The 22,992-nt window shown below is 54.5% G+C and carries 23 protein-coding genes; 11 read left to right on the forward strand and 12 right to left on the reverse strand.

What is annotated here, in order from left to right:
- Positions 1–50: 50 nt before the first annotated feature.
- Both trmBL1 and F7C11_RS07845 read left to right on the forward strand, forming a co-directional pair.
- Positions 51–1,073 carry an HTH-type sugar sensing transcriptional regulator TrmBL1 gene (trmBL1, locus tag F7C11_RS07840; RefSeq protein WP_297092644.1) on the forward strand — a complete coding sequence of 341 codons (1,023 nt, stop codon included), beginning with the start codon at positions 51–53 and terminating at the stop codon, positions 1,071–1,073.
- Between the two features lie 52 nt (positions 1,074–1,125).
- Entirely contained in the window at positions 1,126–2,478 is a 1,353-nt protein-coding gene (locus F7C11_RS07845; protein WP_297092706.1) for a glycogen synthase, read from the forward strand.
- Here the strand turns inward: F7C11_RS07845 and F7C11_RS07850 are convergent.
- Complete coding sequence (locus F7C11_RS07850; RefSeq protein ID WP_297092707.1) at positions 2,475–2,837, reverse strand: ribonuclease P protein component 2; 363 nt, start codon at positions 2,835–2,837, stop codon at positions 2,475–2,477. The two genes, F7C11_RS07845 and F7C11_RS07850, sit on opposite strands and share 4 nt — an antisense overlap.
- Positions 2,838–2,909: 72 nt before the next feature.
- Between F7C11_RS07850 and F7C11_RS07855 the strand changes: the two genes are divergently transcribed.
- Positions 2,910–3,995 (forward strand): radical SAM protein, encoded by a 1,086-nt coding sequence (locus F7C11_RS07855; RefSeq protein ID WP_297092646.1) that lies wholly within the window; start codon positions 2,910–2,912, stop codon positions 3,993–3,995.
- 63 nt (positions 3,996–4,058) lie between these two features.
- Here F7C11_RS07855 and F7C11_RS07860 read toward each other — a convergent pair whose 3' ends face one another.
- On the reverse strand, positions 4,059–5,111 hold the full coding sequence (locus tag F7C11_RS07860) for an ATP-binding protein (protein WP_297092648.1): 1,053 nt from the start codon (positions 5,109–5,111) through the stop codon (positions 4,059–4,061).
- 82 nt (positions 5,112–5,193) lie between these two features.
- Here F7C11_RS07860 and F7C11_RS07865 point away from each other — a divergent pair, with 82 nt between their 5' ends.
- Positions 5,194–5,970 (forward strand): hypothetical protein, encoded by a 777-nt coding sequence (locus F7C11_RS07865; protein WP_297092650.1) that lies wholly within the window; start codon positions 5,194–5,196, stop codon positions 5,968–5,970.
- 37 nt (positions 5,971–6,007) lie between these two features.
- The gene (locus F7C11_RS07870; protein WP_297092652.1) at positions 6,008–6,190 is read left to right on the forward strand and encodes a hypothetical protein; all 183 of its coding nucleotides are present in this window, start codon (positions 6,008–6,010) and stop codon (positions 6,188–6,190) included.
- 22 nt (positions 6,191–6,212) lie between these two features.
- On the opposite strand, the gene ileS is transcribed toward F7C11_RS07870, so the two are convergent.
- Together ileS and F7C11_RS07880 are read right to left on the reverse strand one after the other, a co-directional pair.
- Complete coding sequence (gene ileS, locus F7C11_RS07875; RefSeq protein ID WP_297092653.1) at positions 6,213–9,410, reverse strand: isoleucine--tRNA ligase; 3,198 nt, start codon at positions 9,408–9,410, stop codon at positions 6,213–6,215.
- 253 nt (positions 9,411–9,663) lie between these two features.
- A complete protein-coding gene (locus tag F7C11_RS07880) occupies positions 9,664–10,029 on the reverse strand; it encodes a hypothetical protein (protein ID WP_297092708.1) in 366 nt (121 codons plus the stop codon).
- Between the two features lie 125 nt (positions 10,030–10,154).
- Between F7C11_RS07880 and F7C11_RS07885 the strand changes: the two genes are divergently transcribed.
- The gene (locus tag F7C11_RS07885) at positions 10,155–10,766 is read left to right on the forward strand and encodes a DUF116 domain-containing protein (protein ID WP_297092654.1); all 612 of its coding nucleotides are present in this window, start codon (positions 10,155–10,157) and stop codon (positions 10,764–10,766) included.
- Here the strand turns inward: F7C11_RS07885 and F7C11_RS07890 are convergent.
- Positions 10,750–11,580 (reverse strand): DMT family transporter, encoded by an 831-nt coding sequence (locus tag F7C11_RS07890; RefSeq protein ID WP_297092709.1) that lies wholly within the window; start codon positions 11,578–11,580, stop codon positions 10,750–10,752. The genes F7C11_RS07885 and F7C11_RS07890 overlap by 17 nt on opposite strands.
- A gap of 126 nt (positions 11,581–11,706) precedes the next feature.
- Here F7C11_RS07890 and F7C11_RS07895 point away from each other — a divergent pair, with 126 nt between their 5' ends.
- Genes F7C11_RS07895 through F7C11_RS07905 form a run of 3 tightly spaced genes read left to right on the forward strand, consistent with a single transcriptional unit; the run spans position 11,707 to position 14,413 of the window.
- A complete protein-coding gene (locus F7C11_RS07895; RefSeq protein ID WP_297092655.1) occupies positions 11,707–12,234 on the forward strand; it encodes a 4Fe-4S dicluster domain-containing protein in 528 nt (175 codons plus the stop codon).
- A 5-nt stretch (positions 12,235–12,239) separates the two neighbouring features.
- Positions 12,240–14,111: an aldehyde ferredoxin oxidoreductase family protein gene (locus F7C11_RS07900; RefSeq protein WP_297092710.1), complete on the forward strand. Its 1,872-nt coding sequence runs from the start codon at positions 12,240–12,242 to the stop codon at positions 14,109–14,111.
- A 20-nt stretch (positions 14,112–14,131) separates the two neighbouring features.
- Positions 14,132–14,413: a MoaD/ThiS family protein gene (locus tag F7C11_RS07905; protein ID WP_363316533.1), complete on the forward strand. Its 282-nt coding sequence runs from the start codon at positions 14,132–14,134 to the stop codon at positions 14,411–14,413.
- Here the strand turns inward: F7C11_RS07905 and F7C11_RS07910 are convergent.
- Positions 14,351–14,659: a hypothetical protein gene (locus F7C11_RS07910; protein WP_297092656.1), complete on the reverse strand. Its 309-nt coding sequence runs from the start codon at positions 14,657–14,659 to the stop codon at positions 14,351–14,353. The two genes, F7C11_RS07905 and F7C11_RS07910, sit on opposite strands and share 63 nt — an antisense overlap.
- A gap of 126 nt (positions 14,660–14,785) precedes the next feature.
- Between F7C11_RS07910 and F7C11_RS07915 the strand changes: the two genes are divergently transcribed.
- Positions 14,786–16,525 (forward strand): glycoside hydrolase, encoded by a 1,740-nt coding sequence (locus tag F7C11_RS07915; RefSeq protein ID WP_297092657.1) that lies wholly within the window; start codon positions 14,786–14,788, stop codon positions 16,523–16,525.
- A gap of 106 nt (positions 16,526–16,631) precedes the next feature.
- Positions 16,632–16,859, forward strand: a complete 228-nt coding sequence (locus tag F7C11_RS07920) for a hypothetical protein (RefSeq protein ID WP_297092658.1) — start codon at positions 16,632–16,634, stop codon at positions 16,857–16,859.
- On the opposite strand, the gene cca is transcribed toward F7C11_RS07920, so the two are convergent.
- From cca to F7C11_RS07950, 6 genes are all read right to left on the reverse strand, one after another.
- Positions 16,782–18,149, reverse strand: a complete 1,368-nt coding sequence (cca, locus tag F7C11_RS07925) for a CCA tRNA nucleotidyltransferase (protein WP_297092659.1) — start codon at positions 18,147–18,149, stop codon at positions 16,782–16,784. The genes F7C11_RS07920 and cca overlap by 78 nt on opposite strands.
- A 61-nt stretch (positions 18,150–18,210) precedes the next feature.
- On the reverse strand, positions 18,211–19,446 hold the full coding sequence (locus F7C11_RS07930; protein WP_297092660.1) for a hypothetical protein: 1,236 nt from the start codon (positions 19,444–19,446) through the stop codon (positions 18,211–18,213).
- A gap of 16 nt (positions 19,447–19,462) precedes the next feature.
- Positions 19,463–20,017, reverse strand: a complete 555-nt coding sequence (gene thpR, locus F7C11_RS07935) for an RNA 2',3'-cyclic phosphodiesterase (protein ID WP_297092661.1) — start codon at positions 20,015–20,017, stop codon at positions 19,463–19,465.
- A gap of 322 nt (positions 20,018–20,339) precedes the next feature.
- Positions 20,340–21,449 carry a hypothetical protein gene (locus F7C11_RS07940; RefSeq protein ID WP_297092662.1) on the reverse strand — a complete coding sequence of 370 codons (1,110 nt, stop codon included), beginning with the start codon at positions 21,447–21,449 and terminating at the stop codon, positions 20,340–20,342.
- Positions 21,450–21,454: 5 nt separating this feature from the next.
- Positions 21,455–22,081, reverse strand: coding sequence for a hypothetical protein (locus F7C11_RS07945; RefSeq protein WP_297092663.1), 627 nt, complete (start codon positions 22,079–22,081; stop codon positions 21,455–21,457).
- 246 nt (positions 22,082–22,327) lie between these two features.
- A complete protein-coding gene (locus F7C11_RS07950) occupies positions 22,328–22,792 on the reverse strand; it encodes a phosphoribosyltransferase (protein WP_297092664.1) in 465 nt (154 codons plus the stop codon).
- Positions 22,793–22,992 lie beyond the last annotated feature (200 nt).

The raw sequence follows: 22,992 nt of genomic DNA on the forward strand, positions 1-22,992 counted from the left end.
CTGATGAATAAACTATTGCGAGTGAAACTTAAAAGTTTGGAGGTCTCGGCATGAAGGAAGAGGAAATTATTGATAAGCTTCAGAAGCTTGGCCTCACCAAGTACGAGAGCCTTGCCTACATAACCCTTCTCAAGCTCGGCCCCAGCAAGGCCACGGACATAACCAAAGAGAGCGGGATTCCCCACACCAGGGTTTACGACGTTCTGAGCTCCCTTCACAGGAAGGGTTTTGTTGACGTTATGCACGGGTCTCCGAGGCTCTACAAGCCCGTTAATCCCGAGGTGGTGCTTGAAAAAATAAAGGAGGACTTCATAGAGGACATTGAAAACCTAAAGGTCGCTTTCCTCGACCTCTACCGCGATGTTCACGGGGAAGATCTGCCCGAAATCTGGACGATTCAGGGGTTCGACAATACTGTCGAGCGCGCCGAGTACGTCATAAGAACGGCCAAGCACGAGGTTCTCATCAACACACCCTTCGAGTTCCTCAAGCTTCTCAAGGGCGAGATACGCGCGAGGAAGGACATAATCTTCGTCATCATAAGCAACTTCGAGGAGATACCCGACTGGCTGAAGAGGGACAATATAATCCTTGCCAGAACCGGCGGCGCCCCCTGGCTGATGGCCAGCTGGATAATCGGCGACCTCAACTACGCCCTCTTCTTCGGTGCCCTGCCCAAGGACAGGCGGAAGGAGAAGTTCTATTCCTTCTGGGCAAAGAGCCCCAAGATAATCCAGAACTACATGCACTGGTTCTATACGATATACCTCGACAACAGCGAGATCATTAAGGCCCTTGATTACGAGTCCCTTTCCAAGCCACTCTCCCTCGTCAACATAAGAACGCTGATCACGGTGCTCAAAATGGCCGGGATGCCTAGGAGAGCGGAGATAGTGGGCAAGATGATAGACACCAAAGAGAAGGTAACGCTCGATGGCACCATAGTGGACTACGAATACACACCGCTGACGGCGAACATAACGTTCAGGTACAACGGGAACGAGCTTAAGGTTGGTGGTATAGGCAGCTACTTCGAGGACGTTGAGGGGGAGAAGTTCATACTCCTTGAGTGAGACCGTTCTTTCTTTTCAATTCGTTGAACTCCTTGTAGGAGAGGTGATGCCAATGAAGATTCTGGTCATAGGGTTTGAGTACCTGCCCGTAAAGGTGGGTGGCCTCGCCGAGGCGATAACCAGCATAGCGGAGGGGCTGAGCGAGCTCGGAAACGAGGTCGTCGTTTTCACCCCGGATCACGGGAAAAGCCTCGGCGAAGTCGTCGGTTCCTTCAGGGTTTCGGCCTTCGGTGGGGAAGTTTCGATAACTGTCAGAAAGCGTGAGCAGAACGGGGTGGTTGTGTACTCCCTCGGCGGGGGACTCCTCAGCGAGCCCGATGTTTACGGCTCGAATTGGGAAGGTCTGCTCAGGAAGACTGTCCTCTTCGGGAAGGCCAGTGTGGGGCTCATGAACGAGCTGATCGACGCCTTTACTCCGGACGTAATCCACGCCCACGACTGGCACACCGTCTTTGCCCTTGGCCTTCTAAAGAAGTACTTCGGCATAAGAAGCGTTTTCACGGTTCACAGGCTCAACAAGGCCAAGATTCCGGGGCACTACTTCCACGACGCAAACCTCGGGGAACTTGCACCGTACCCGGATATAGACCCCGAGCACACCGCCGGGTACATAGCGGACGCCGTAACGACCGTCAGCAGGAGCTATCTGTGGGAGGAATGGGGGTTCTTCAAGCACTTCGAGGGCAAAGTTACGCATGTCTTCAACGGTATAGACTGCTCCTTCTGGAACGAGGAGCTCATGGAGACGAAAGACCTCCCCAGGGAGGAGCGGCGGAAGCTCGTGCTGGAGCGCTTTGGCCTGAGCGATGGGAAGGCCTTCATGTTCATAGGGCGCTTTGACAAGGCCCAGAAGGGAGTTGACACCCTCCTAAGGGCTATAGAGGTTCTCTCTGCGGATCCGGCCTTCAAGGAGATGAGGTTCGTCATAATCGGTAAGGGTCACCCGGAGCTTGAGGCCTGGGCCAGAGCCGTTCAAAACCGCTTCCCCGAGAACGTCAGGGTGATTACCGAACTCCTCAGCAGGGAGACCGTTAGGGAGCTCTACGGTTCGGTGGACTTCGTGATAATCCCCTCGTACTTCGAGCCCTTCGGGCTGGTGCAGCTTGAGGCCATGTGCCTCGGGGCGATACCCATAGGCAGTTCGGTCGGGGGGATAAAGGACACCATAATAGACCTTAACTCCGATCCGGAGAACGCCACGGGACTGCTCGTTCCCCCGAGGGACGCTTTCGCGTTGGCGAGGGCCATGGTGTTCGCCAAGGAACTGGATGATTCGACCCTGAGAAAGCTCAGGGAGAACGGGAAGAAGAGGGCGAGGAAAGACTTCACGTGGGAGAACGCCTGCAGGAGGTACGTGAGGGTTTACGAGGGGGCCGTTGACAAGGCCGTTCCGTTCCTCCACTAGCGCCAGCCGTACTCGGCCAGGAATTTCTTTTTCAGCCTTTTTATCGTTCCAGAGACGCCGAGGGTTATGAAGACAGCCCTTGAGCCGTTTATATGGGTGACCAGTGTCAGGGCAAAGCGGAGCTCCTCCACGTGCTTCCTGTCGACCCTAACGATTCCGGTCTGACTCTTTTCGTCGAACTTTATGAACCAGGGCTTTGCCCTCGCCGAGCCGAGGGTCCCCAGCGTTGAGAGGCTCGCCTCCCATATGGCCCTCTTTATTTCGTCCTTCTTAAACTGCCTCTCTCCGATTACCTGAAAGGCTATGTAGCGGTGCTTGTCCCTCAACGTTGGTGGCAGGTATTTCGGCCTCTCCCTCATAGGCATCTGCACAACTTTGCCCGCCAACCTTTTTAAGCCCTCCCCCGCGTTTAGGGTTAGCGAGGTGAGTCGATGGTTCGGGAGACGCCTTACTTTTCCTACGCCGTGGGAGAGCTTCCCCGGGGCTGCCAGCTCTGCGTTAGGGGTGAGAAGCTTGTCCTCTTCACAACCGGGGCATGCCCGAGGGACTGCTTCTACTGCCCGCTGAGCGAGACGCGGAGGGGGGACGTTGTCTACGCCAACGAGAGACCGGTGAGAAGCCTTGATGACGTCAGTGAGGAAGCCCTCCTGATGGAGGCGAAGGGTGCCGGCGTTACCGGCGGCGACCCGCTGGCGAGGCTCGACAGGACGGTTGAGTATATCCGCTCCCTGAAGGAGGCCTTTGGCGAGGACTTTCACGTCCACCTCTACACCACCGGCGCCCTGGCGACCAAAAAGAACCTCGAAAAGCTCTACGATGCCGGTCTGGATGAGATACGCTTCCACCCCGACCTGTTCAACCCGAACTCGAAGCTCTTCAAAGTCGAAATCGAGAACATAAAGAACGCCTTCGACTTCGACTGGGACGTGGGCGGCGAGATCCCCTCGGTTCCAGGGCAGTTCGAGAGGATGAGGTGGTACGCGGAGTTCCTCGACAACCTCGGGGCGAAGTTCCTCAACGTGAACGAGCTTGAGTTCAGCGAGACAAACCTGAGGGCCATTCTCGACAGGGGGTACAGGCCGATAAGCGACGAGAGCGCCGCAATAAAGGGCTCCCTTGAGCTGGGGCTGAAACTCCTTGAATGGGGCGAGGAGAACACATCGCTGAGCTACCACCTGTGCACTGCCAGGCTGAAGGATGCGGTCCAGCTCAAGAACAGGCTGAGGAGGATGGCCAAAAACGTGGCCAAGCCATACATGGAGATCACCGAGGACGGGACTCTCCGCTTTGGAATAGCTGAGTACGAGGATTTAGACGAGCTCTACACCCTCCTCGTGGAGGAGGCCGAGGTTCCCGAGGAGTGGCTGTACGTCAACAGGGCGAAGGGCAGGATAGAGATGCCGGAGGAAGTCGCGGTCGAGCTGGCGGAGGCGATAGAGGGCGACGTTAGGTTCTTCATCGTCGAGGAGTACCCGACCTTTGACAGGCTTGAGGTCGAGAGGATTCCACTACCTTGAATTCTACCCCATTTTCCATAGGTTACCGGTTCTGGGGGCGTAAGTAACTTACGGGGGCATAAGTCAATCGAGGAGGACAATCTTTGTCAGGGGATCCATCAGCTGGTAGGTTCCATTCTTTTCCATGATCCACCCCATTTTCCTCAGGTTTTTGAGAAGTTCGTAGAGCCTCGGCTCAGGGGTTCTCACACCCTTGACTTCCAGATAGTCCCTCAGGAGGCTCCACCTGTTGTAGCCCAGCGCAATTCCCCGGAGTATCTCAACGTAGCGGGGAGTTCTCCTTTCGAGTTCCCTTAGCTCCCCCAGGATTAACCCCCGGGCCGTTTCGAGGGTTCTATCAAGGGCCCTTTCAAAGTTCCCGCTCCTTAAGTATTCAACGCCGAAGAGCACAAGCCAGCCAGGTATGCCGTCCAGCGTCTCAACGGCGTGCTCTATGGCCTCTTCCGGGACGTCAGTACCCGCCTCCTTAAACCCCGCCTTCAGGAATTCCCTTGACACCTCTAGCTCGAAGGGTTCGATGTAAACCTCTCCCGCTGCTCTTCCGTAGAGCGGGCTGTTGTAATCACCAATCCCAAGGAAGTCGTGGAGAAGGCCGACCTCGGAGCCCGTGAGAATAATCCTGAGGTTCGGAAGGCTATCGTATGCATGGGCAAGGAGGGCTAGGAGCTCTTTTCCACCCCTGGAGCCGTAAAAACGGAGGTACTGGGCCTCATCAAATGCTATAACAAGCCCCCCGGTCTTCTCACCGATTTCGTTGAGTTCCCTAAAAATGTCCCTCAGCGAGGCATCCCGGGGTTCCACTCTGAGGAACTTCAGGTTAAGGGAGACCTTAAACCTTGAGATTATCCTCTGTAAGAGGCTTCCCTTCGACTGAAGCTCCCTGATGAGGTCCTCCTTGGTGATGTGGCCGCTCTCGGCGTAGAGTTCCCTGCAGTCAATCAGTATTCCGGGGTTCTCGTTTAGGTACGCCCTGAGAATCGAGCTTTTGCCAACCCTTCTGATGCCAAGGAGGAGGCTCAGCGGATACGTCTCAACGCTTTTTTCAAGCTCTTTAAATTCCCTCTCCCTGTCAAAGATATCCTCTCTCCTTTGCTTGGGTCTTAGGTCGAACAGCACTTACGCCACCGTAAGTAACTTACGGGGGCATAAGTTATAAGGGTTTCGAAAAAATTATTTGCCTTTGGGGATATTAACGGCCATGCGGGTCTTCATCAGGGATTACCTCATCCCTTGGCTGTTGGTTATCATCTTCTGGGTTGCCATCTGGGTTTTTGTTCCTGGGAAGGAGAAAAACCTCTCGCTTCCGAACGTCCTTTCGGTTTTCGTTCTACTGCCTATATTTCTCCTCATAGCCCTGTATTTCGTTGGAAGAACCCTTGAGAACTACGGCTACTCGAGAAGGGACGTTAGAAGACTCCCGGAGATGATCGAGAGAACCCACGGCAGGCTCTACCTCTCCAGGGAGATTTTTGATACCATCGCAAATGCACTTATTTTCTGGGGACTGTTTTCTTCGGCCGTTTTGCTGACAGGGAACCCCCTGTGGGGAGTTGTCAACGCCGTCGCGATGTTCGCGCTGATATTTTCGTTTTTCGTTCTGCTGGTCTCGATGATAATCTGGGTGGTGGTATTTCCGCACTCCCTCTACCGGATTTTCACAGGTAAAGAACCGCACAGGGGTCTCCTAGATTTTGTCGTCGAGTACAACCTCGTTCTCACTGTACTTCTCATTGCAGTCAGGCTCATCGCGCTTCACGTTGGCGATGTTTCGGCCCCCCACTACATCATGGAGCTAATCGCCTTCGGAAGAAACGACCGCGTTGTGAATGCTCTTTTCGAGCTTTCGGCGCTGAACTTCCTCTTTGGGCTGGTCGGCTTTTACGGGCCAAGGAGAATCGGAAATGCGACGGCCTTAATCCTGGCTCTTATCGTCTCCTGCCAGCTGTGGGTTGCCTGGGGTTTGCTGTTTGGTTGAGGGAAAGCGTTAATTACGCCAAGCACTATTCACGGACATGGATGGAGGTAGAAAATATGCTCCAAAGAGAGCTGGCAATCTTCACGTGCTTATGATGGCCTTTGGAACAATGAGCGAAGAGGAAGTCGAGAGGCTTAAGAAGGAGCTCAAGGAAGTCGAAGACTGGATAAACTCTTGGGCACCCACTCAATTGGAGAATTCAAGAGAAGACGAAGAATGAAATTTTGGAAAAGTGAGAAGGCTCAAACCCTCTCAATCCCTATCTTCGCCTGAACTTCGGGCCACTCGACGACGTAGCCTTTTGCTTCTCCAAAGACTACCTCGGTCGCCCTCGCCTCCTTCATGATGTAGTCGAGGTTCTCCTGGAGGAGCTCGCGGTTCTCGTCGGTGGTCTCTATGGTGACGACTATTCTGTCGTTGACGTCGAGGTCGAGCCTCTTGCGCATCTCCTGTATCCTGCGGACGAACTCCCTGGCGAGTCCCTCCGCGAGGAGCTCCCTCGTGAGTGTCTTGTCCACGAAGACCCTTCCGCCCTCAAAGTCCTCTGCAACGAAGAAGTCCGGCAGCTTCTCCTCTATGCTCAGGTGCTCCCTGGTAAGGTGGAAGGTCTTGCCCTCGATTTCAACGTCCATCTCTCCAGCCTCGTAGAGCTCCCTTCCGTTCTCGTTTATCCACGCTATGACGAGCTTTGCATCTCCCTTGAACTCCGGCCCGACCTTGGCGAAGTTGGGCTTTATGATAAGCTCGCGCTCGACCCTGCCAACGACGACCTCTTTGGCGTTGAGCTGGTCCTTAAGGAGCCTGTTGAGCCTCTCGACGGCCTTCGCAACGGTTTCGTCCTCCGTCTCTATGATTATCCTCCTGACCGGGTAGCGGAGCTTTATCTTCGCCCTCTGCCTCGCTGAAGAGCCGGCCTCGACGATCCTCCTGACGTACTCCATCTCCCTCTCAAGCTCCTCGTCCCTCGCCCCTTCCTCGGCCTCCGGCCAGTCGAGCATGTGGACGCTCTCCACACCGACGAAGGGCCTGAGCATGTTCTGGTATATCTCCTCCGCTATGTAGGGCGTAAACGGCGCCATGAGCCTGAGTAGCACATCGAAGACCTTCCAGACGGTGTAGTATGCCGCCAGCTTGTCGGGGTCGTTGCCCTCGACCCACATGCGCTTCCTGATGAGCCTCACGTACCACCTGCTGAGATCCTCAACGACAAAGTGGTATATCGCCCTGGTGGCTCTCGTGAGCCTGAAGGTCTCCACGCCCTCAGTGACGTCGCCTATCAGGCCGTTGACCCTGCTGAGTATCCAGCGGTCTTCTTCTCTGAAGGGAATCTCCTCCGGGTTGAGCTTGGTCGGATCGAAGCTGTCGAGGCTCATGTAGGTGGCACTGAGAACGTAGACGTTCCAGAGTATGTTGAGCATGCGCTTGACCTGTGCCAGTCCCTTCCAGCTGAAGCGGAGGTTCTCCCACGGGTTGGTGGCCCAGAGCATGTAGAACCTGAAGGGGTCTCTGCCCTCCTTCTGGACGACCTCCTCCGGGCGGATGATGTTGCCGAGGCTCTTGCTCATCTTGTCGCCCTTTTCATCGAGGACGTAGCCGTGCATGGCGACCTTTCTATAGGGAACGGTGTCAAAGGCTATAACGCTTGCAGCCTGCTGGGAGTAGAACCACTTGGTTACCTGGTCTTCACCCTCGACGATGAAGTCAGCCGGCCAGAGCTTCTCGAAAAGCTCCTTGTTCCTCGGGTAGTCCAGCGAAGCCCAGCTCGCTATTCCGCTGTCGAACCACACATCAACGACGTCCTTGACGCGGCGCATCTCCTTGCCGTTGACCTTTATTATGAAGGCATCCACGTAGGGCCTGTGCAGGTCCTCCGGGCCGAGCTTCTCCTCTATGGCCTTGAGCTTCTCCTCGTAGCTCTCCGGGAGCTCTATTCTCTCGCCGTTAACCTCTATCGCGACGCTGAGCTCCACCAGCTCCTTGAACGAGCCGACGACGTATATCTCGCCGTCCTCGGCCTGCCATATCGGGAGCGGGATTCCCCAGTAGCGCTGCCTGCTTATGACCCAGTCGCCGCTGTTCATGACGCCGTTGTCGTAGCGCACTTTGACCCAGTCCGGGTACCAGGTGACCTTCTCGTCGTTCTCCTTGATTATCTTGTCCTTGACCTTGCTGACCTTGAGGAACCACTGGTCTGTGGCTCTAAATATGAGCGGGGTCTTACAGCGCCAGCAGTGCGGGTACTTGTGCTCTATAGTCCCGGCCTTCACGAGGTAGTCCTTGGCTCTGAGGTGCTCTATTATCTCCTTGTCGGCGTCCTTGACGTAGGTTCCCTTCCAGTAGCCCTCGGTGTAGCGTCCCTCGTCGTCAACCGGGCTGTAAACCGGCAGACCGTACTGCCTTCCGACCTCGTAGTCCTCCTCACCGTGGCCAGGAGCGGTGTGAACCAGGCCTGTACCGTCGCCGAGGGTTACGTGCTCACCGAGGATAACCCTGTGGGCCCACTCGTACTTCTCGCGGAACTCCTTTTGGGTCGGATACTCGTCCATGAGTACGTGCACGTAGCGGAGTCCCTCAAGCTCCTCGCCCTTGAACTCTTCGACTATCTCGCCCCTGACGCCGGCTTCGCTCAGAACCCTCTCGACGAGGGCCTTCGCTATTATCCAGTACTCCTCCCCAGAGTCTGTCTCGACCCTGACCTTGGCGTAGTCGTACTCCGGGTGAACTGTAACCGCTAAGTTGGCCGGGAGCGTCCAGGGGGTAGTCGTCCAGATGAGAAGGTACTCGTTCTCCTTGCCCTCTATCGGGAACTTGACGTATATGCTCGGGTCCTCCCTTATCTTGTACTCGCCGCGGACCTCGTGTTCTGCTAAAGCCGTCTCACAGCGCGGGCACCAGTGCAAAACCCTCTTGTCCTTCTCCAAAAGCCCCTTTTCCCAGGCCTTCTTAAGCGTGAACCAGCCTGATTCGATGTACTCGTTCTTTATGGTCATGTAAGGGTTGTCCCAGTCCATCCAGACGCCGAGCATCTTGAACTGCTCGGTCATTATCTTGAGGTTGTTGAGGGCGAACTCCTTGCACTTCCTTATGAACTCATCAACGCCTATCTCGGTCTCTATGTCCTTCTTGACCTTGAGCCCAAGTGCCTGCTCGACCTTCACCTCTATCGGGAGGCCGTGCATGTCGAAGCCCGGCTGCCTGCGCACGTCGTAGCCCTGCATGGTTCTGAAGCGTATCACCATGTCCTTGATTATCTTGTTCCACGCCGTTCCGAGGTGTATGGCACCGCTGACGTAGGGCGGCCCGTCGAGGAAGTAGTACTTCGGGCCATTTGACCTGCTTTCCTTCACCTTCTCATAGGTGTTGTTCTCCTTCCAAAAGCGCTCGACCTTTTCCTCAAGCTTCCCTGGGTTGTACTCCCTAAACTCCGGTTCCTTTATCATGCCAAAACCCTCCAGAAATGATCTTTAGGATGGACTACCCTAGAACAGGGGGACTCAGGCCGCGAAACGGGCGAAGCGAAGGATAAAACACTCCCCCCTCATGGGCATCGGGGCAAAATTGGGAACTTCCCTTATAAGGTTTTTGGATAGAAATCCCGAGGGATATGGGACTGTGCCCTCCCCGACCGACCCCAGGTCACTTCTCCCAGGGGCGTGAGGGGGAGGGCCCGGTTGAACTTGGGGCGAGGATGATTTAAACCTGACGCTCCGCCTCGGGCTCGCCCTTCCTTCTGCTCTCGTTCTTTATGACCTGAATCACGTAGTCTATGAACTTTCTGACCTCTTCAAGCTCCTCCTCAGGGATATCCTTGATTTTCCTGTTCTTGGTCTTGTATGTGAGTAGTTTCAGGAGGGCAAGCCTTCCGAGTGCCGTTCTGGTGCTTATCTCTCCCTCCTTCCAGTCGTGCCATATGGCGTTGGCTATGCCGTAGAACTCCGGGATGCTGTCGAGCCCGGGATCGCCAACGTCTATGACCTCTTTTCCGAGGTACTTGTAGCGCCTCTCCTTATCCTCCTTCGAGAACTCCTTGGTTCTCTCCTTGATGTACGCGTGCACCATGGCCACCACCCCCGGGAAACAATTCGACCTAAAAATTTATTAACTTTTTGTTTCTAAATCCCTTCCCAAAGGCTTATATTCACGCCGGGATTGAAATACCACAAAGGGCTGTGGCGGGAGACGGCATGGGTATCGAAAACCTCGTTGCAAAACTGCTTGCTTCCGGTGCTGACCTGAGCACAAGGAGCGCTGTCAGGGCCGTGCTCTCTCTGATGGGTGAAGATGAGGAACTGGCGGATCAAATCTACGTTGAGCTCAAAAACAGGGCCCATGCTGAGGATTTTGCAAAAGTTCCTCCCGAGAAGAGGGCGGTCTTCATCCCCCAGTGCCTCAGAAACTTCCGCGAATGTCCTGCGGAGCTTGGGGAGTACGGCTTTGAATGCATGAAGTGCGGGCGGTGCCAGATATGTTCCATTATCGAGGCCGGGGAGGGAATGGGTTACAGGCAGTTCTACATAGTCCCCGGTGGAAGCCTCGTCAAGAAAATCCTCAAATCCAAAGTCCCGAGGGGGGAGATCAAGGCTGCCGTTGGAATCGCCTGCTGGCCGGAGCTTGCCGAAGCCGCTGAGAAGCTTTCCCATCTCCGGCTTCCTCTCCAGGCCGTGCCGCTCATCCGGGCGGGTTGCATAAACACCGCGGTCGACCTCAGGCGCGTTGAGGAGACCTTGGCGATGGGGGTCGTCCCGGTGGAAAAGAGAAGGATTTCAATTGATTCCAGCGCTACTCCCGGTTTCTGACCTCGTTCCATATTCCGGCCATTATCAGCGCCGCGCCCAGGTAGCCCTTGGCGCTGAGGACTTCCCCTATCGTTATGAACGCCGCTATGTGGCCGAATATCGGTTCGGCGGAGTATATCAGCGCCGCCTTGTGGGCCTTCGTGTTCCTCTGGTGCTTCACCTGGAGGGTGAACGCTATGACCGTCGCGAACAGCGACGTGTAGAGCACCCCGGCCCAGGGCAGCGGGTCCGTGGGGACAGCGAATGGCTCGAAGAGGAGCGCAAATGCCAGCGAGAAGACGAAGTTCCACGTTATCTGCCAGAAGGCTAAGCTTAGGTAGTCCTTCTCCCCAAAGCGCTGAACGAGGACTATCTGGAAGGCGAAGCTGAGGGCACAGAGTACCGTAAGCAGGTCGCCGTAGTTGAAGTTCAGGCTCGCCCCTGAGATCAGGTAGAGGCCGGTCAGAGCTACTGCAAGTGAAACGGCATCCCTGAGCTTGAGCCGATCCCGAAGAAGGAAGTACGCTATGAAGGGAGTGAATACCACGTAGAGGGACGTTATGAAGGCCGAATTCGAGGCGGTGGTGTACTTCAGCCCGACTATCTGGAAGCCGTGGCCGAAGAAGAGTGTAACTCCGAGGACGAAACCCTCCCTGAAGGTCTCCCCCCTCAAAACCCTCGACCGGAAGAGGAGGAGCATCAGGAGCGAGGCTATGCCGAAGCGGTAGGCCAGGAAGAGTATCGGCGGCAGGTAGTCGAGGCTAACCTTCATGGCGGGAAAGGTGAAGCCCCATATCGCGGTTATACCGAGGAGTACAAGCTCGGAGCGGTTCATCGCGTTGTGTAGTGCCCCCTCGTTTATAAGACCTTCCCTTCGCATAAACATGCATCTGTGCGTTTTTACAGTGGTTTCATAAGGGTTATATAGGCTGAGTTCCAAGTAGGATAATAGGTGTTTCCCATGGGTGAAGAAGTGGTGGAGAAGGTATGGATCCTGATAACCCCGGACAAGTGCAGCGGCTGCAGGCTGTGCGAGGTGGCCTGTTCGCTGGAGCACGAGGGAATAATATGGCCGGAGGCATCGCGTATAAGGATATACGAACTCCTGCCAGGCGTCAACGTTCCCCACACCTGCGTCCAGTGCCCGGATTATCCGTGTGTGAACGCGTGCAACTTCGATGCGCTGAGCGTCGACGAGAAAACGGGTGCCGTGCTGGTGAACGAAGAGAAGTGCACCGAGTGCGGGGCGTGCGTCCTTGCCTGTCCCGGCAACGTCCCAAGGATTCCGGTGGGCAAGGGCAGTGTGGTGATCTGCGACCTCTGCGGGGGGCAGCCCAAGTGCGTTGAGGTCTGCCACGAGGCCGGCCACGATGCACTGACGCTGGTGAAGGGCCAGTACCGCTCGGTGTACAGGACATTCGCGAAGGACCCGGTCGAGAAGAGCGCCGAGCTGGCGAGGAAAATGTACGGAGAGGAGTTTCTGGGGTGATGGAGATGAAGGGCTACGCTGGAAAGCTCCTGGACGTTAATCTGAGCACGGGAAACGTGAAAACTGTCGAGCTGGATGAGGACATGCTCCGCTTCTACGGCGGCAGGGGGCTCGGCACTTACATCCTCTGGAAGGAGCTCGGCGAGAGGTGGGAAAAGGTAGACCCGCTCGGCGAGGAGAACCTCCTCCTGATCCTCACCGGCCCGCTGACGGGCTACTACCCGGGAATAAAGACCGCTGTACTGGCCAAGTCCCCGGAGAGCAACGGTGTGGTGGGAAGCGTCCTCAGCAGCGAGGTGGGAATAGAGCTTAAGGCGAGCGGCTACGACGGGATAATAATCCGCGGAAAGGCCAGGGAGCCGGTTTACCTCTTCATCAACGACGACGATGTGGAGGTGAGGGACGCCTCAAAGTACTGGGGAATGGGAGGCCTTGAGCTCCACAAGACCCTGCTGAAGGAAGTCCACGACGAGCTGAGGAAGAAGGCCAAGCTGAGGGGCGTCCCGAAGGAGCCCGCCATGATGTACATCGGCAGGGGCGGAGAGGAGAAGGTGAGGTTCGCCGCAATAATGAGCAAGCTGATGCACGCAGCAGGTTACGGCGGCTTTGGGGCAGTTATGGGGAGCAAGAATCTCAAGGCGGTCATCGTTAAGGGGAATAAAGCTCTGCCGGGGGTTCACGACAAAGAAAAGTTCAAGTCCCTCCTCAGGGAGTTCCAGAGGGAGCTTTTGACCCTTACCACCTTCCGCCAGTGGGGGACCGGGGCAGGTGGCTACAGCGTCGGCAAGGACCGCTCAAGCCAGCCGGTCAGGAACTGGCAGGAGGAGTACCACGACGACGAGAGGATAAGCGTGGTGAACTTCGAGCTCAAGGCCTGGGTCAAGAAGTACTGGGCCGACTACGGCTGTCCCGTCAACTGCATGAAGATATCCTACCTCCGCTATGGCGAGTACAAGGGCTCGATAACCGACGCCCCTGACTACGAGCTGATGGCCTACATGGGGACCAACCTTGGCGTTTTCGAGCCGGAGAAGGTCGTCTACCTGTCCTACCTCGTTGACGAACTCGGCCTCGACGGGATAAACGCGGGCAACGTCCTCGGTTTTGCGGCGGAGCTCTACCAGCGCGGAATCCTTACTGAGGAAGACATCGGCTTCAAGCTCGAATGGGGCGATGAGAAGGCCTTCGCAAGGCTCCTTGAGCTGATAGTTAACAGAGAAGGCATCGGAGAGATCCTGGCCGAGGGGACTTACCGGGCCGCGAAGAGGATCTCGGAGATGAAGGGCGTCGATGCCATGAGATATGCAGTCCACGTCAAGGGGATTGGAGTGGGCGCCCACGGGATAAGGAGCGACCTCGACTACACGAGGGACATAAGCTACGCGGTTTCAGTCCAGGGAGGCGACCACACGGCAACCGCCGGTCTGCCGGCGAGGAGCTACGAGGGCGAGCTGGTGAATGCCTTCTACGACTCGGCCGTTATATGTATGTTCACGACGAGACCGGGCTTTGAGCGGATTATCGAGTTCGGAAACGCGGTTACGGGCTTTGAGCTGACGCCGGAGAAGTGGTTCAACGAGACCGGCCTGAGAATAATCCACCTCCAGAGGATCCTGCTCCTCCTCGGGGGGCCCGACGTCCACTGGGACCCGAGGAAGGACGACGACAACCCGGAGAGGTTCTACGAGCCCCTTCCGACCGGGCCGGTCAAGGGTAAAGCTCCAACCAGGGAGGAGATAAGCGAGAAGGTCCGCCAGTACTACGAGCAGGTCGGCTACGACGAGCATGGAATCCCAAGGGAGGAAGTCCTTGAGGAGCTCGGCCTGAGCGAAGCGAAGCGCGAGGTGAAGCGCATAAGGGAGCGCCTTGGCCTCTGATTTTCCTCTTGGTGGTTCTCATGAAAGTGACCCTGATACTCTACGGGGAGCACGCCCTAAAACACGGCCCTCGAAAGGAGCTTGAGGTGGAGGAAGGCAAGAGAGTGGGCGAGCTGCTCAGGGAGCTGGGAATAGGGACGGACGAGCACCACATCCTGGTGAACGAGAAAAGGGTGGAAGAAAGCCATCCCCTCAGGGAGGGCGACAGGATCAAGGTGCTCCCGGTGGTCTACGGCGGGTCACTCGCCGGGCCCGTGGACGCACTCCATGTTCATGGCCAGAAGCATCTCGACGTAGCCTGATTCCAGGTTCTCCTTTATTTTATCCGCCAGTGCCTGGAACTCCTCAAGGGTGAGCGGCCTTTTGCTCTTCAGCCACTTGATCTTCCCGTCGTTCTTGTCAAGAATGACGATCTCCCCCTCGGTGATGAGCGGGACGTAGTTCATCTTTATGCCGTAGAGCTCCTCGGCAAAGGCCAGCTTTGCCCTCATGAGTTCGAGGTAGTTGGCCAGGTCCTCGCCGAGAATCAACCTGAATTCGCGCTCCATCTTTCCACCGCTGGAATTTCAATGCACAGGTTTATTAATCTATCGGGCATTCCTGTGTAAAGATGCCCTCTTTTTTCAGGCCGAAAGTGAAATAAGGGCAAAAGATATATCACTCCCGGTGAGACAATGGAGATGAAGTACGCCCACCACTTCCACGCCTACCAGCCCGGCGACATAGTCTACGTTAAAGACGGTGACGGTTCAAGGCCAATTGAGTACGATGAGAGGAAGAGCCCGGTCGCGGTCAAAATTCGCGGCGAAGAGGTGAGAGGCGAGAACTGGACGAGGGCTATGCTCTACTCCTACGAGCACATAGCCGACACCCTCTCGCGCATGAAGGGGGTGAGCGTGGACATAGAGCCCTTCACATTCCTAATGCTTCTCCACTACCGCAGGAAGGCCTTTGAGGACGCCGTTGGGCTCCTCCGTAGGTTTGATGCGGTTCCCACAACGCCGTTCCACCCGATCGTCCCTCACCTCGATGAATTCGAGCAGAGGATCCTCGCGCGGGTCTCCTTTGACTTCTATGCACCTCTGGTCGAGAAGAGGCAGGTAATCGGCTACTGGCTCCCCGAGGCCGTGATAACAAGGGAGGGTGCCTCGGTGGTCGAGTCTTCAACTGACAGAAGGCTGGTCTTCCTCCTCGACGAGAGGCAGCTCCTCTACGACCTCCCCCAGGCGAAGCACTCCTGCAACCGCTACGGAAACTCCTTCGTCTTCGGGAGGGAGTGGCGCATAAGCGACGCCTTCGCCTTCAACACCCTCGACGTTCCCGGTCTGGTCTCCGCTACCCTCTCCTACCGCGACGACCACAAGGAGAGCCTCGGCGTCCCCTACCTGGTCTTCACAGCGAGTGACCTGGAAAGCCTCCTCGGAAACCCGCAGCAGCTCGACCGCTTCACCGCCTGGATGGAGGGGCTTGAGCGTAACGGCGTCGAGAGGGTCTCAGCGATGGAGTTCGTGAGGAGAAAGCTCTCCGGTGAGTTCAAACGCCTCGACGGCGAGTGCTCCTTTGAGATGCGCGTCAAGGACCACTCCTCCTGGAGCGACTACTTCGATTTGAGCCCCGACGGCAAGACGAGCGATTCAAGGTGGCTCGGCTACAGGAGGGCCGACGGGAAGGTCTTCGCGAGGGAGGTGAAGGGGAGAAAGATCTCCCAGCTCTGGAAGGTCGCCTTCACGCGCCTGTTTGAGGAGCTGAACAAGGCGGTTAGGCTTGGAGTCATCAAGGGCCTCGAAGGCCTCGGGGTTGAGCCTTCAAAGGCCGAAGAGTTCCTCGTCCGCTACGCGCGTATCTTCTTCAGGGACTACTACGAGTACTTCGGCATGGAGACCTCGTCCGACTATGTCATTGAGCCGGTGAACGGCGAGAGGGAAGCTTTGAAGCTCGGAAGGGTCTACTACCTCATGCTCCTCGCCAACCACTCCTGCCCCCGCTTCTGGGAGAACCTCGACACGAGGGTCGCCTTCGGCAACGTCTCGGTCATGGCGAAGGCCCTCATTGAGCTGATGAAGCACTTCGACGGCAGTGAGCTTCAGAGCCTCTTCATTGGAGCCTACCTGAGGCTCCTCAACTTCGAGAGCCTCTACAACCTCTGGAATCTCGGCGCGATGCCCTCCCTGGGGGGCTGGGAGACGGGTGAGAAAGCGTGGCTGGATGCGTTAAAGCCAGAAGTCCCGACCAGCGGCTACAACGTCGTGACGAGGGCTGCACTCTACGTTGGAAGGCTCGACCTGCGTGGCGAGCTCCGCTCCCTTATCGAGCCCTACAACCTTGAGTGGGCCGTCGCCGACACGGGCCACATCCCGGGCGAGGTTCACGGGGAGTGGGAGAACCGCGAGTGGTGCGAGCATAGGGGACATTAGGGAAACAATTTTGGACTTTTTATCCAACTTTTCTGCCCGGCACATAACTTTTTAAACTATTCTTGCCCTATAAACAAATCCAGGCGGTACTTTCCAGGTGCGGGTGGTGGTGTCCTTGAAGAGGCCGGAGTTCGAGGGGGAGGGTGAGTGCCTGCTTGAGCTCATCTTTGGGATTCTCGATGGTGCGATGTACCTAAGGATAAGGCGCGTTCTGGATGAGATTGAAAGGTGGATTGGCAGGAGCAGAATGCTCCTCCTACTCCTTCAGGTTCCACTTCTCTCTGCTCAGGAAGAGGTAAGCCTCGTTCTCCAGCTCTTTCGGAACGTAATCTAGCAGAATCTCCGCGTTTCTGATGTTCTCCCTCACGTTCTTCCCCATGGCAATCCGGTTCTTCTCGATGAGTTCAACGATGACTCCGGAGACGTCTTCCTTCACGGCCTTTTCCGCGAAGAGTCTCTTTCCGATGATCCACACCCGCTCGTTCTTTCTGTAAAAGTCCCAGCCCCTCTCCGTGAAGAACTCGGGCCCGGGCTTTATCTTCACCCTTTCCCGCTCCCTTCTGTCCACTTCCAGCATTATGAAGGCCCTCTCACCTTTACGTCCAACGTCCCAGCCGAGGACGCTGAAGCCCTCTCTGGAGAGGGCCTTCTCAAAGCCCCGCGCGCTCCTCTCCAGCTGGGGGATAAGGACGTCCTCGACGAGGTTCGGGGCATTGAAGGCCAGAGTTACGAGGTGAGTTCCCTTCCTTCTGAGTTCCTCAAGGTAGTTCCCGCTTCTCTTCTCTTTCCCGAAGAAGAACTCCCCGGAGGGCCTCTCCAGAAACTGGTGTGCCCTGAAGTAGAAAACCCCATAGCGCTCCCAACTCAGGTTCGCCGCGACGTTCCTCCTCGGGTCGACGGGGTCGATGACTATGAGCGGTCTGTCGGCATCGGCCTCGCGCCTGATGGTTCGCATAGCGGTCTCATACTCGCGCTTGAGCCAGTTCCCGGGGTCGATTATCTTCTGCCTCAGCATGAAGTCGGTGTTTTTGAGGACTTCGAGGAACGAGCCGTATTTGATGACCAGAATCTCGGCCAGATAGCCCGAAAAGCCCCTGACGTAGATCTCGCTTCCGTAGGCGTTTATACCCTTCAAAAAGCGCTTGAGGAGCCTGACTTCCTCGTTTCTCCCGTTGAGGTTCTCAAGGACCCAGCGGTTGTGGAGTATCGAGCGGTCAACGGCGGTTCTGACGTCCCCCCAGCTCTTAACGTCGTAGCAGGGCACGAGGTCAACCTTCACGCCCTTATAGCGCGCCCTCACGTAGGGGTGTTCCGCATAGGCGAGCTCGTAGGAATCGAGCCTCTCGGCTATGGCCTTTCCGAGCTCCAGTCCCTTCTTCCGGAGCTCCTCAAGCGGGGTCTCAAGGGGGAAGGCAAGGAAAAGGTCGATGTCGTGGTCTCCGGCCAAATAGGTGTCCTTCGCGAGGGAACCCACGAAGTAGGGTTTAACGTCGAGGCCGAGCTCCCCTATGGTCTCCACTGCCAGCTTTTCAAGCTCTTTCATCAGGCCCTCGACGAAGGCCCTCTCATCCTCCGTGGGCCTTATCCTGGGCAGGACTTCTTCGATGACAGCCTCGACGTCCATGTCGTCACCTGTTAGTATTTGGCCATTGTGTGGTTGATATACTTTTTGTTCCGGCCTTTGCTCATCGTTTCGTCTTTCTGAATACCATCAGAGCAATCCCGACAAGTGCGAGGGCGGTAAGGGCAATACCATAGTAGTTCTTCCCCTTCGGTTCCGTCTCTTGAGGGTTGTCGAGTTTTTCATCTTCCTTTTTTGGCTCGCTCCTTTCCCCCAGTTTTACCACGCTCAGATGAAGGTCAGGTGCCTTGAACTCCGCTGGAACGGCCCTTACATCAACAGGCTCGTCTCTAAAATGAATTTTCAGAGCGTAGCACTTTTCCGTTTCTCCATTTTGTCTGAGTGGGACAGTGAGTATCGTTCCCTTGGAGAGCAAGACCAGGGAGTCGTTCATTATTCCCGCGACCTTCCCAGAAACGTTGGGGTACTCGAGAGGTTCCCCCTCAGAGTTTATGATGAAAGTTCCAGTAGTTGTGTCGAAGGCGCAAACCTCCCCGTTACAGAAGGCGCCCTGTATTCTCATTGTCCAGAATGCGTCCCAGTTTTCTCCTTTTGGACACATGTAGGAGTTAAACCACTCGATTTTTCCGTCTGGAGAAACTTTCAGGGCAAAGTAGTCCGCTATCCACGGTGCATCACTTCCACCGCCGTAGACCCCAGCAACGAGAGCATAGTTCCCCATGGAATGGGCAGTATCGGGAGAGTCATGGTAGCTTGTGTTGATGACTTTGGCCCAGAGGAGACTTCCGTTCAGCGAGAGAGTCCCGAGGAAGAGATGGGACTTCGGATCGTCTGGAAGACTGATGGTTCCAACGACCAGAATGGCCTCTCTAAGGGGAGCGACAAAGCGTACCTCAACCCTGGGGGTTCGCTCATTGGTTCCGTTCGGGAGGATTTTGGTGGCCCAGAGGATTCTCCCGTTCCGGCTTATACGCCCCACAACGTTGTCCGTCAAGAGTGCAATATCTCCATTGGGCAGGGGCTCTGCGTCCTCAACGCTCAGGTTCTTTGCCCAGAGCAGGGTTCCGTTACCGTCGAGCTTAGCCAGAAGGCCTCCAAGGAGGAGAACTCCATCATTGGAGGGAATCAGGCGTTCGATATAGGCATTCCTTTGGAGCTCAAGGGCCCAAAGAGGTTCCAGGCTTTTGGTAAGCTTAACAAGGGTGTTGTTTTCGGTTATGGCGTATATCCCGTCTGAGACGGCAACATCTTTGAAGGCCCAGTCCTGGCCCAGTGCAATGTTTGAAGGGGGGAGAAGCAAAGCCACAACGAGAAGAAATGAGAAAACCTGCCGCTCCATTCTATGCCCCCAGACCTCATTCGGCCAGCTCGAACCTCGCCACCGTCTCGTAAATCGGCCCATTAGGAGTAAGCGTGCTCTTCTTCAGCTCTATCGCCTCGACGTCGAACTCCCCGAAGTCCTCGTTGGCGAGGTCTTTTAACGCCATCGCCAGCTCAAGCTTGTCGCGGACGAACTTGACACGGCCAATGGTGATGTGCGCCACGAAGTCCTTGTCCTTCTTGAAGCCCAGGCGGCGCATCTCCCTCTCCACATCGGCCGCTATCGCCTTTATGCCCTCGTCGTTCTCTATGCCGGCCCAGATTACCCTCACGTAGTTCGGGTTCGGGAAGACGCCTATTCCCTTAACGCGAACGCGGTGCTTTTTGTGCTTCTTCGCTATCTCCTCCAGGGCTCTCTTGACCTCCTCGGCCAAGGCTTCGTCTATCTCTCCAAGGAACTTGAGCGTCACGTGGAAGTTCTCCCTCTCGACGAACTTTATCTTTGCCGCTTTGTTCCCTATTCTCTCCTGGGCCTTCAGGAGGTTGTCGCGGACTTCGTCGCTAACCTCTATCGCTATGAATGCCCTCATAACACCACCGAGAAAAGTTGGGGAAAGGGGTTAAAGGGGTTTCGAACCATTGTTCTTAAAAATATGAGTTCTTCATGATCAGGATTAACTCATCCTAAAAGTGATGAAGTATGTTATAAGCTAGGGGAGGGCGAGAGGTTCTTTTTAGGTAGTCATTAAAAGATATCCTGTTTGGAAGGGTGTGATGAAGTCAATTACTCCAATATCTCCCCCATTAATTGGCTGATTATCCCACTTTAGAAATCAAAAGTAAACATGAACAGAAGGAAAAAGAAGTATGGGTGAGTATCGGATTCAACACTTCTGTCCCGTACTGGTTGCGTTATAAAGGTGGAGGTAATAACACAAAATTCATTATTCCTGAGATTAGAGCTGAGACTATTGCTGTCTTTGTGCTTTTCACCTGTCTCTTCAAATTCTTGGCCAGGAGATAGTAAGATATTCCCCATGCGGTGAGTGTTCCAACATCTAGGAGGATCCTTATTGTCCATGTAAAGTGCATATCCACAAAATATGGAATTGCCTTGATCGGTATTGCCACTAACCCCCAATATGCTAGTGGGTAGAGGTTTAAACAGGAACTTACCTGTATCTTTCTGGAGTTTGTGATTTTTATTATTGTCCAGGTTGTTAATATCGTCAAAGTGACCCACAGTGTCACTTTTAGTATTGACCCTACCATTATCTGGAGCACGAGAACTTGGAATTCTCCTGTTAGAAGGATTGGGACGATTTGATTCAAGTGGAACAGAAAGCCAACGGTGAAGATCTGAACACCAATATCAAGGAATCCCTTCACAAAAAATGAAAATAAAAATCCTGTTAGAATTAATCCACCAACAATTATTTCCAGCATATTTCCATATTTGCCCAGATAGTATCCTATGAAATATGCATATACTGCCAGAAGGGAATACAAGATTATCTCTTTTCTGTTTTGGTTCTGCTCATTAGTAATGATTCCCATTGTTCCTATCATAAAAGCTCCAATCAAGGATGAACTAGACATGTTCCCATTGCCTTGGAGTATTACAATAGAGATGCTTGTGTAGATGAGTGCAAGGAGGATTACTAAGTACTTTAAGGGGATAGAATATACTTCTGAAGATCTCGAGAAGAGGGTATATGCAATTATAATCCCACACATCATTCCAGTAAATAACGGAATCACCTGAACATAAAATACGTCATTGCCTCTAGTGAAGTAGGCTGTAAGGGTGTAAATGAGTATGACGGAGTAGCCCCACAATTTCTTGATATTGCCTACTTTGGCTGTGGTGATTATGCCCGTGGCTGTTATATAACCAGCAATGCTCAGTGCAACTAAAAGATAGATTTCTCCAAACGTTAAATTGCCCTCCCAGTACATAAAAGGGAATATAACAAAAGAAAAAAGGAGTATTGTAACCGTGCTGAGGTTTATCTTGCTCATAAATCTCACCCCGAGGGCACAATGACAAAAACATCAATGCTGAACTCTGTCCCAGCGATTGCTCCTAGTAATGCACCAACTGCAGAAGGTAACTCCAAGCCTGCTGCCAGAATGCCGCCAATAGTGCCGCCAAGGCCTCCTGCTATGGCTGTTTCAACGGGATCTCCCCCTATGTATCCGTACACAAGAATTCCGGTCTTCTTGTTGAATTCAACTGGAACTTCGAAGGAAGAACTGGCCCACCATCCATGGTGCGGGGTGCTGAACTCGTAAAATGGGTATCCTGCATTGTATCTAACGCCCTGATACTCCCATTCCTCACTTCCAAGTGACTTAACCATCGAAGGATATATTTTGAATCCTTTATTAGTTGCTATTTTCACGTGATAAGTGCCTATTGGAAACCTGCCGATGGCTATTTTGAAAGACCCTTTTGAGTTTTTAGGAACGACATACACTCTGTAATTATCAAACTGCTGAGGATGTCTGTATTCCTGTCCATTAACTTTCACGATTGTGGTGAGCTGCGCAGTTAGGCCCCAGCTAGCTGGTTTCTGTGGATTTTTGGGGGCCTTCTCAGGAGTCACATACCAGGATACAGCCATTGCTCCTCCAGCCGTCACTCCAATCATTAGCAGTCCTAACAGGACTGCGAACAGTGGCTTCCATCGCAAGTGGTTCACCCCCCTTATAGTTTTTGCATTACTATTTGGATGATTTATCCCTTATAAGCTTTTCCGTTTACTCTTAGTAAAAATTCTTCCCTTTATTTTCGAGTATGGATTTATTCTAATGCGAGTTTTCCTCTTAGAACTTTTCAAAAGAAGTCTGAGTAGAGGAGTTGCATGGCGATGCAAAGAAAGTGCAAGAAAGAAACCTCATTCTCTCACGACGACCGGGAACTCCTCCCAGGGAAAGACTATCCACTTGTCGGTGCGGAAGACGTAGAAGTCCGGAACCACTTTAGTCCAGGGCTTCATGCTGAGGCAGGCAACCTTAACCTCCTTCGCCCCTGCTCTCTTGACCTCCTCGATAACAACCTCGAGGGTCTTCCCAGTGTCGCTGACGTCGTCGACTATGACGACCTTCTTGCCCTCCAGCGAGCCGTGGAGGGGGATCGTTATGCGTGGCTTTTCCATCCTCTCCTCGATGTCCTTGTAGAACTTGACGTCGATGACCTTGACCTCGATGTCGCCGAGGATGTGGCTGAGCCTCACCGCCGGGATGAGCCCGCCCCTCGCTATTCCCACTATGACGTCGGGTGTGAAGCGCTTTCTTATCTCGTCTGCAAGCGCGAATATCGCCCTGTCAACCTGCCACCAGGTGAGGTAAACCTTGTCCATCTCAACACCTCCGAATACAGGGGGTTAACGCTAAGTCCACTTAAGGCTTTCCTCTGAGTGGCAAAAGTTAAAACGTGGCCCTTAAAAAGGATGCTTTGACAGGGAAATGTTAATCGAGTATCATTTTTGGGATGTGAAACGTTTACATGACAATTGGCTCCATTTATATGTTGTTTTACTTCGCTTTCTTTTGATTCATT

It is taken from the genome of Thermococcus sp., from assembly GCF_015521605.1.
Lineage (GTDB): Archaea > Methanobacteriota_B > Thermococci > Thermococcales > Thermococcaceae > Thermococcus.

Bases quoted from the DNA above. Each gene is read 5' to 3' on its own strand.
- trmBL1 (WP_297092644.1), top strand. From the start codon at position 51: ATGAAGGAAGAGGAAATTATTGATAAGCTTCAGAAGCTTGGCCTCACC.
- F7C11_RS07845 (WP_297092706.1), top strand. From the start codon at position 1,126: ATGAAGATTCTGGTCATAGGGTTTGAGTACCTGCCCGTAAAGGTGGGT.
- F7C11_RS07850 (WP_297092707.1), bottom strand. From the start codon at position 2,837: ATGAGGGAGAGGCCGAAATACCTGCCACCAACGTTGAGGGACAAGCAC.
- F7C11_RS07855 (WP_297092646.1), top strand. From the start codon at position 2,910: ATGGTTCGGGAGACGCCTTACTTTTCCTACGCCGTGGGAGAGCTTCCC.
- F7C11_RS07865 (WP_297092650.1), top strand. From the start codon at position 5,194: ATGCGGGTCTTCATCAGGGATTACCTCATCCCTTGGCTGTTGGTTATC.
- F7C11_RS07870 (WP_297092652.1), top strand. From the start codon at position 6,008: ATGGATGGAGGTAGAAAATATGCTCCAAAGAGAGCTGGCAATCTTCAC.
- ileS (WP_297092653.1), bottom strand. From the start codon at position 9,410: ATGATAAAGGAACCGGAGTTTAGGGAGTACAACCCAGGGAAGCTTGAG.
- F7C11_RS07880 (WP_297092708.1), bottom strand. From the start codon at position 10,029: ATGGTGCACGCGTACATCAAGGAGAGAACCAAGGAGTTCTCGAAGGAG.
- F7C11_RS07885 (WP_297092654.1), top strand. From the start codon at position 10,155: ATGGGTATCGAAAACCTCGTTGCAAAACTGCTTGCTTCCGGTGCTGAC.
- F7C11_RS07890 (WP_297092709.1), bottom strand. From the start codon at position 11,580: ATGAACCGCTCCGAGCTTGTACTCCTCGGTATAACCGCGATATGGGGC.
- F7C11_RS07895 (WP_297092655.1), top strand. From the start codon at position 11,707: ATGGGTGAAGAAGTGGTGGAGAAGGTATGGATCCTGATAACCCCGGAC.
- F7C11_RS07900 (WP_297092710.1), top strand. From the start codon at position 12,240: ATGAAGGGCTACGCTGGAAAGCTCCTGGACGTTAATCTGAGCACGGGA.
- F7C11_RS07905 (WP_363316533.1), top strand. From the start codon at position 14,132: ATGAAAGTGACCCTGATACTCTACGGGGAGCACGCCCTAAAACACGGC.
- F7C11_RS07910 (WP_297092656.1), bottom strand. From the start codon at position 14,659: ATGGAGCGCGAATTCAGGTTGATTCTCGGCGAGGACCTGGCCAACTAC.
- F7C11_RS07915 (WP_297092657.1), top strand. From the start codon at position 14,786: ATGGAGATGAAGTACGCCCACCACTTCCACGCCTACCAGCCCGGCGAC.
- cca (WP_297092659.1), bottom strand. From the start codon at position 18,149: ATGGACGTCGAGGCTGTCATCGAAGAAGTCCTGCCCAGGATAAGGCCC.
- F7C11_RS07930 (WP_297092660.1), bottom strand. From the start codon at position 19,446: ATGGAGCGGCAGGTTTTCTCATTTCTTCTCGTTGTGGCTTTGCTTCTC.
- thpR (WP_297092661.1), bottom strand. From the start codon at position 20,017: ATGAGGGCATTCATAGCGATAGAGGTTAGCGACGAAGTCCGCGACAAC.
- F7C11_RS07940 (WP_297092662.1), bottom strand. From the start codon at position 21,449: ATGAGCAAGATAAACCTCAGCACGGTTACAATACTCCTTTTTTCTTTT.
- F7C11_RS07945 (WP_297092663.1), bottom strand. From the start codon at position 22,081: ATGATTGGAGTGACGGCTGGAGGAGCAATGGCTGTATCCTGGTATGTG.
- F7C11_RS07950 (WP_297092664.1), bottom strand. From the start codon at position 22,792: ATGGACAAGGTTTACCTCACCTGGTGGCAGGTTGACAGGGCGATATTC.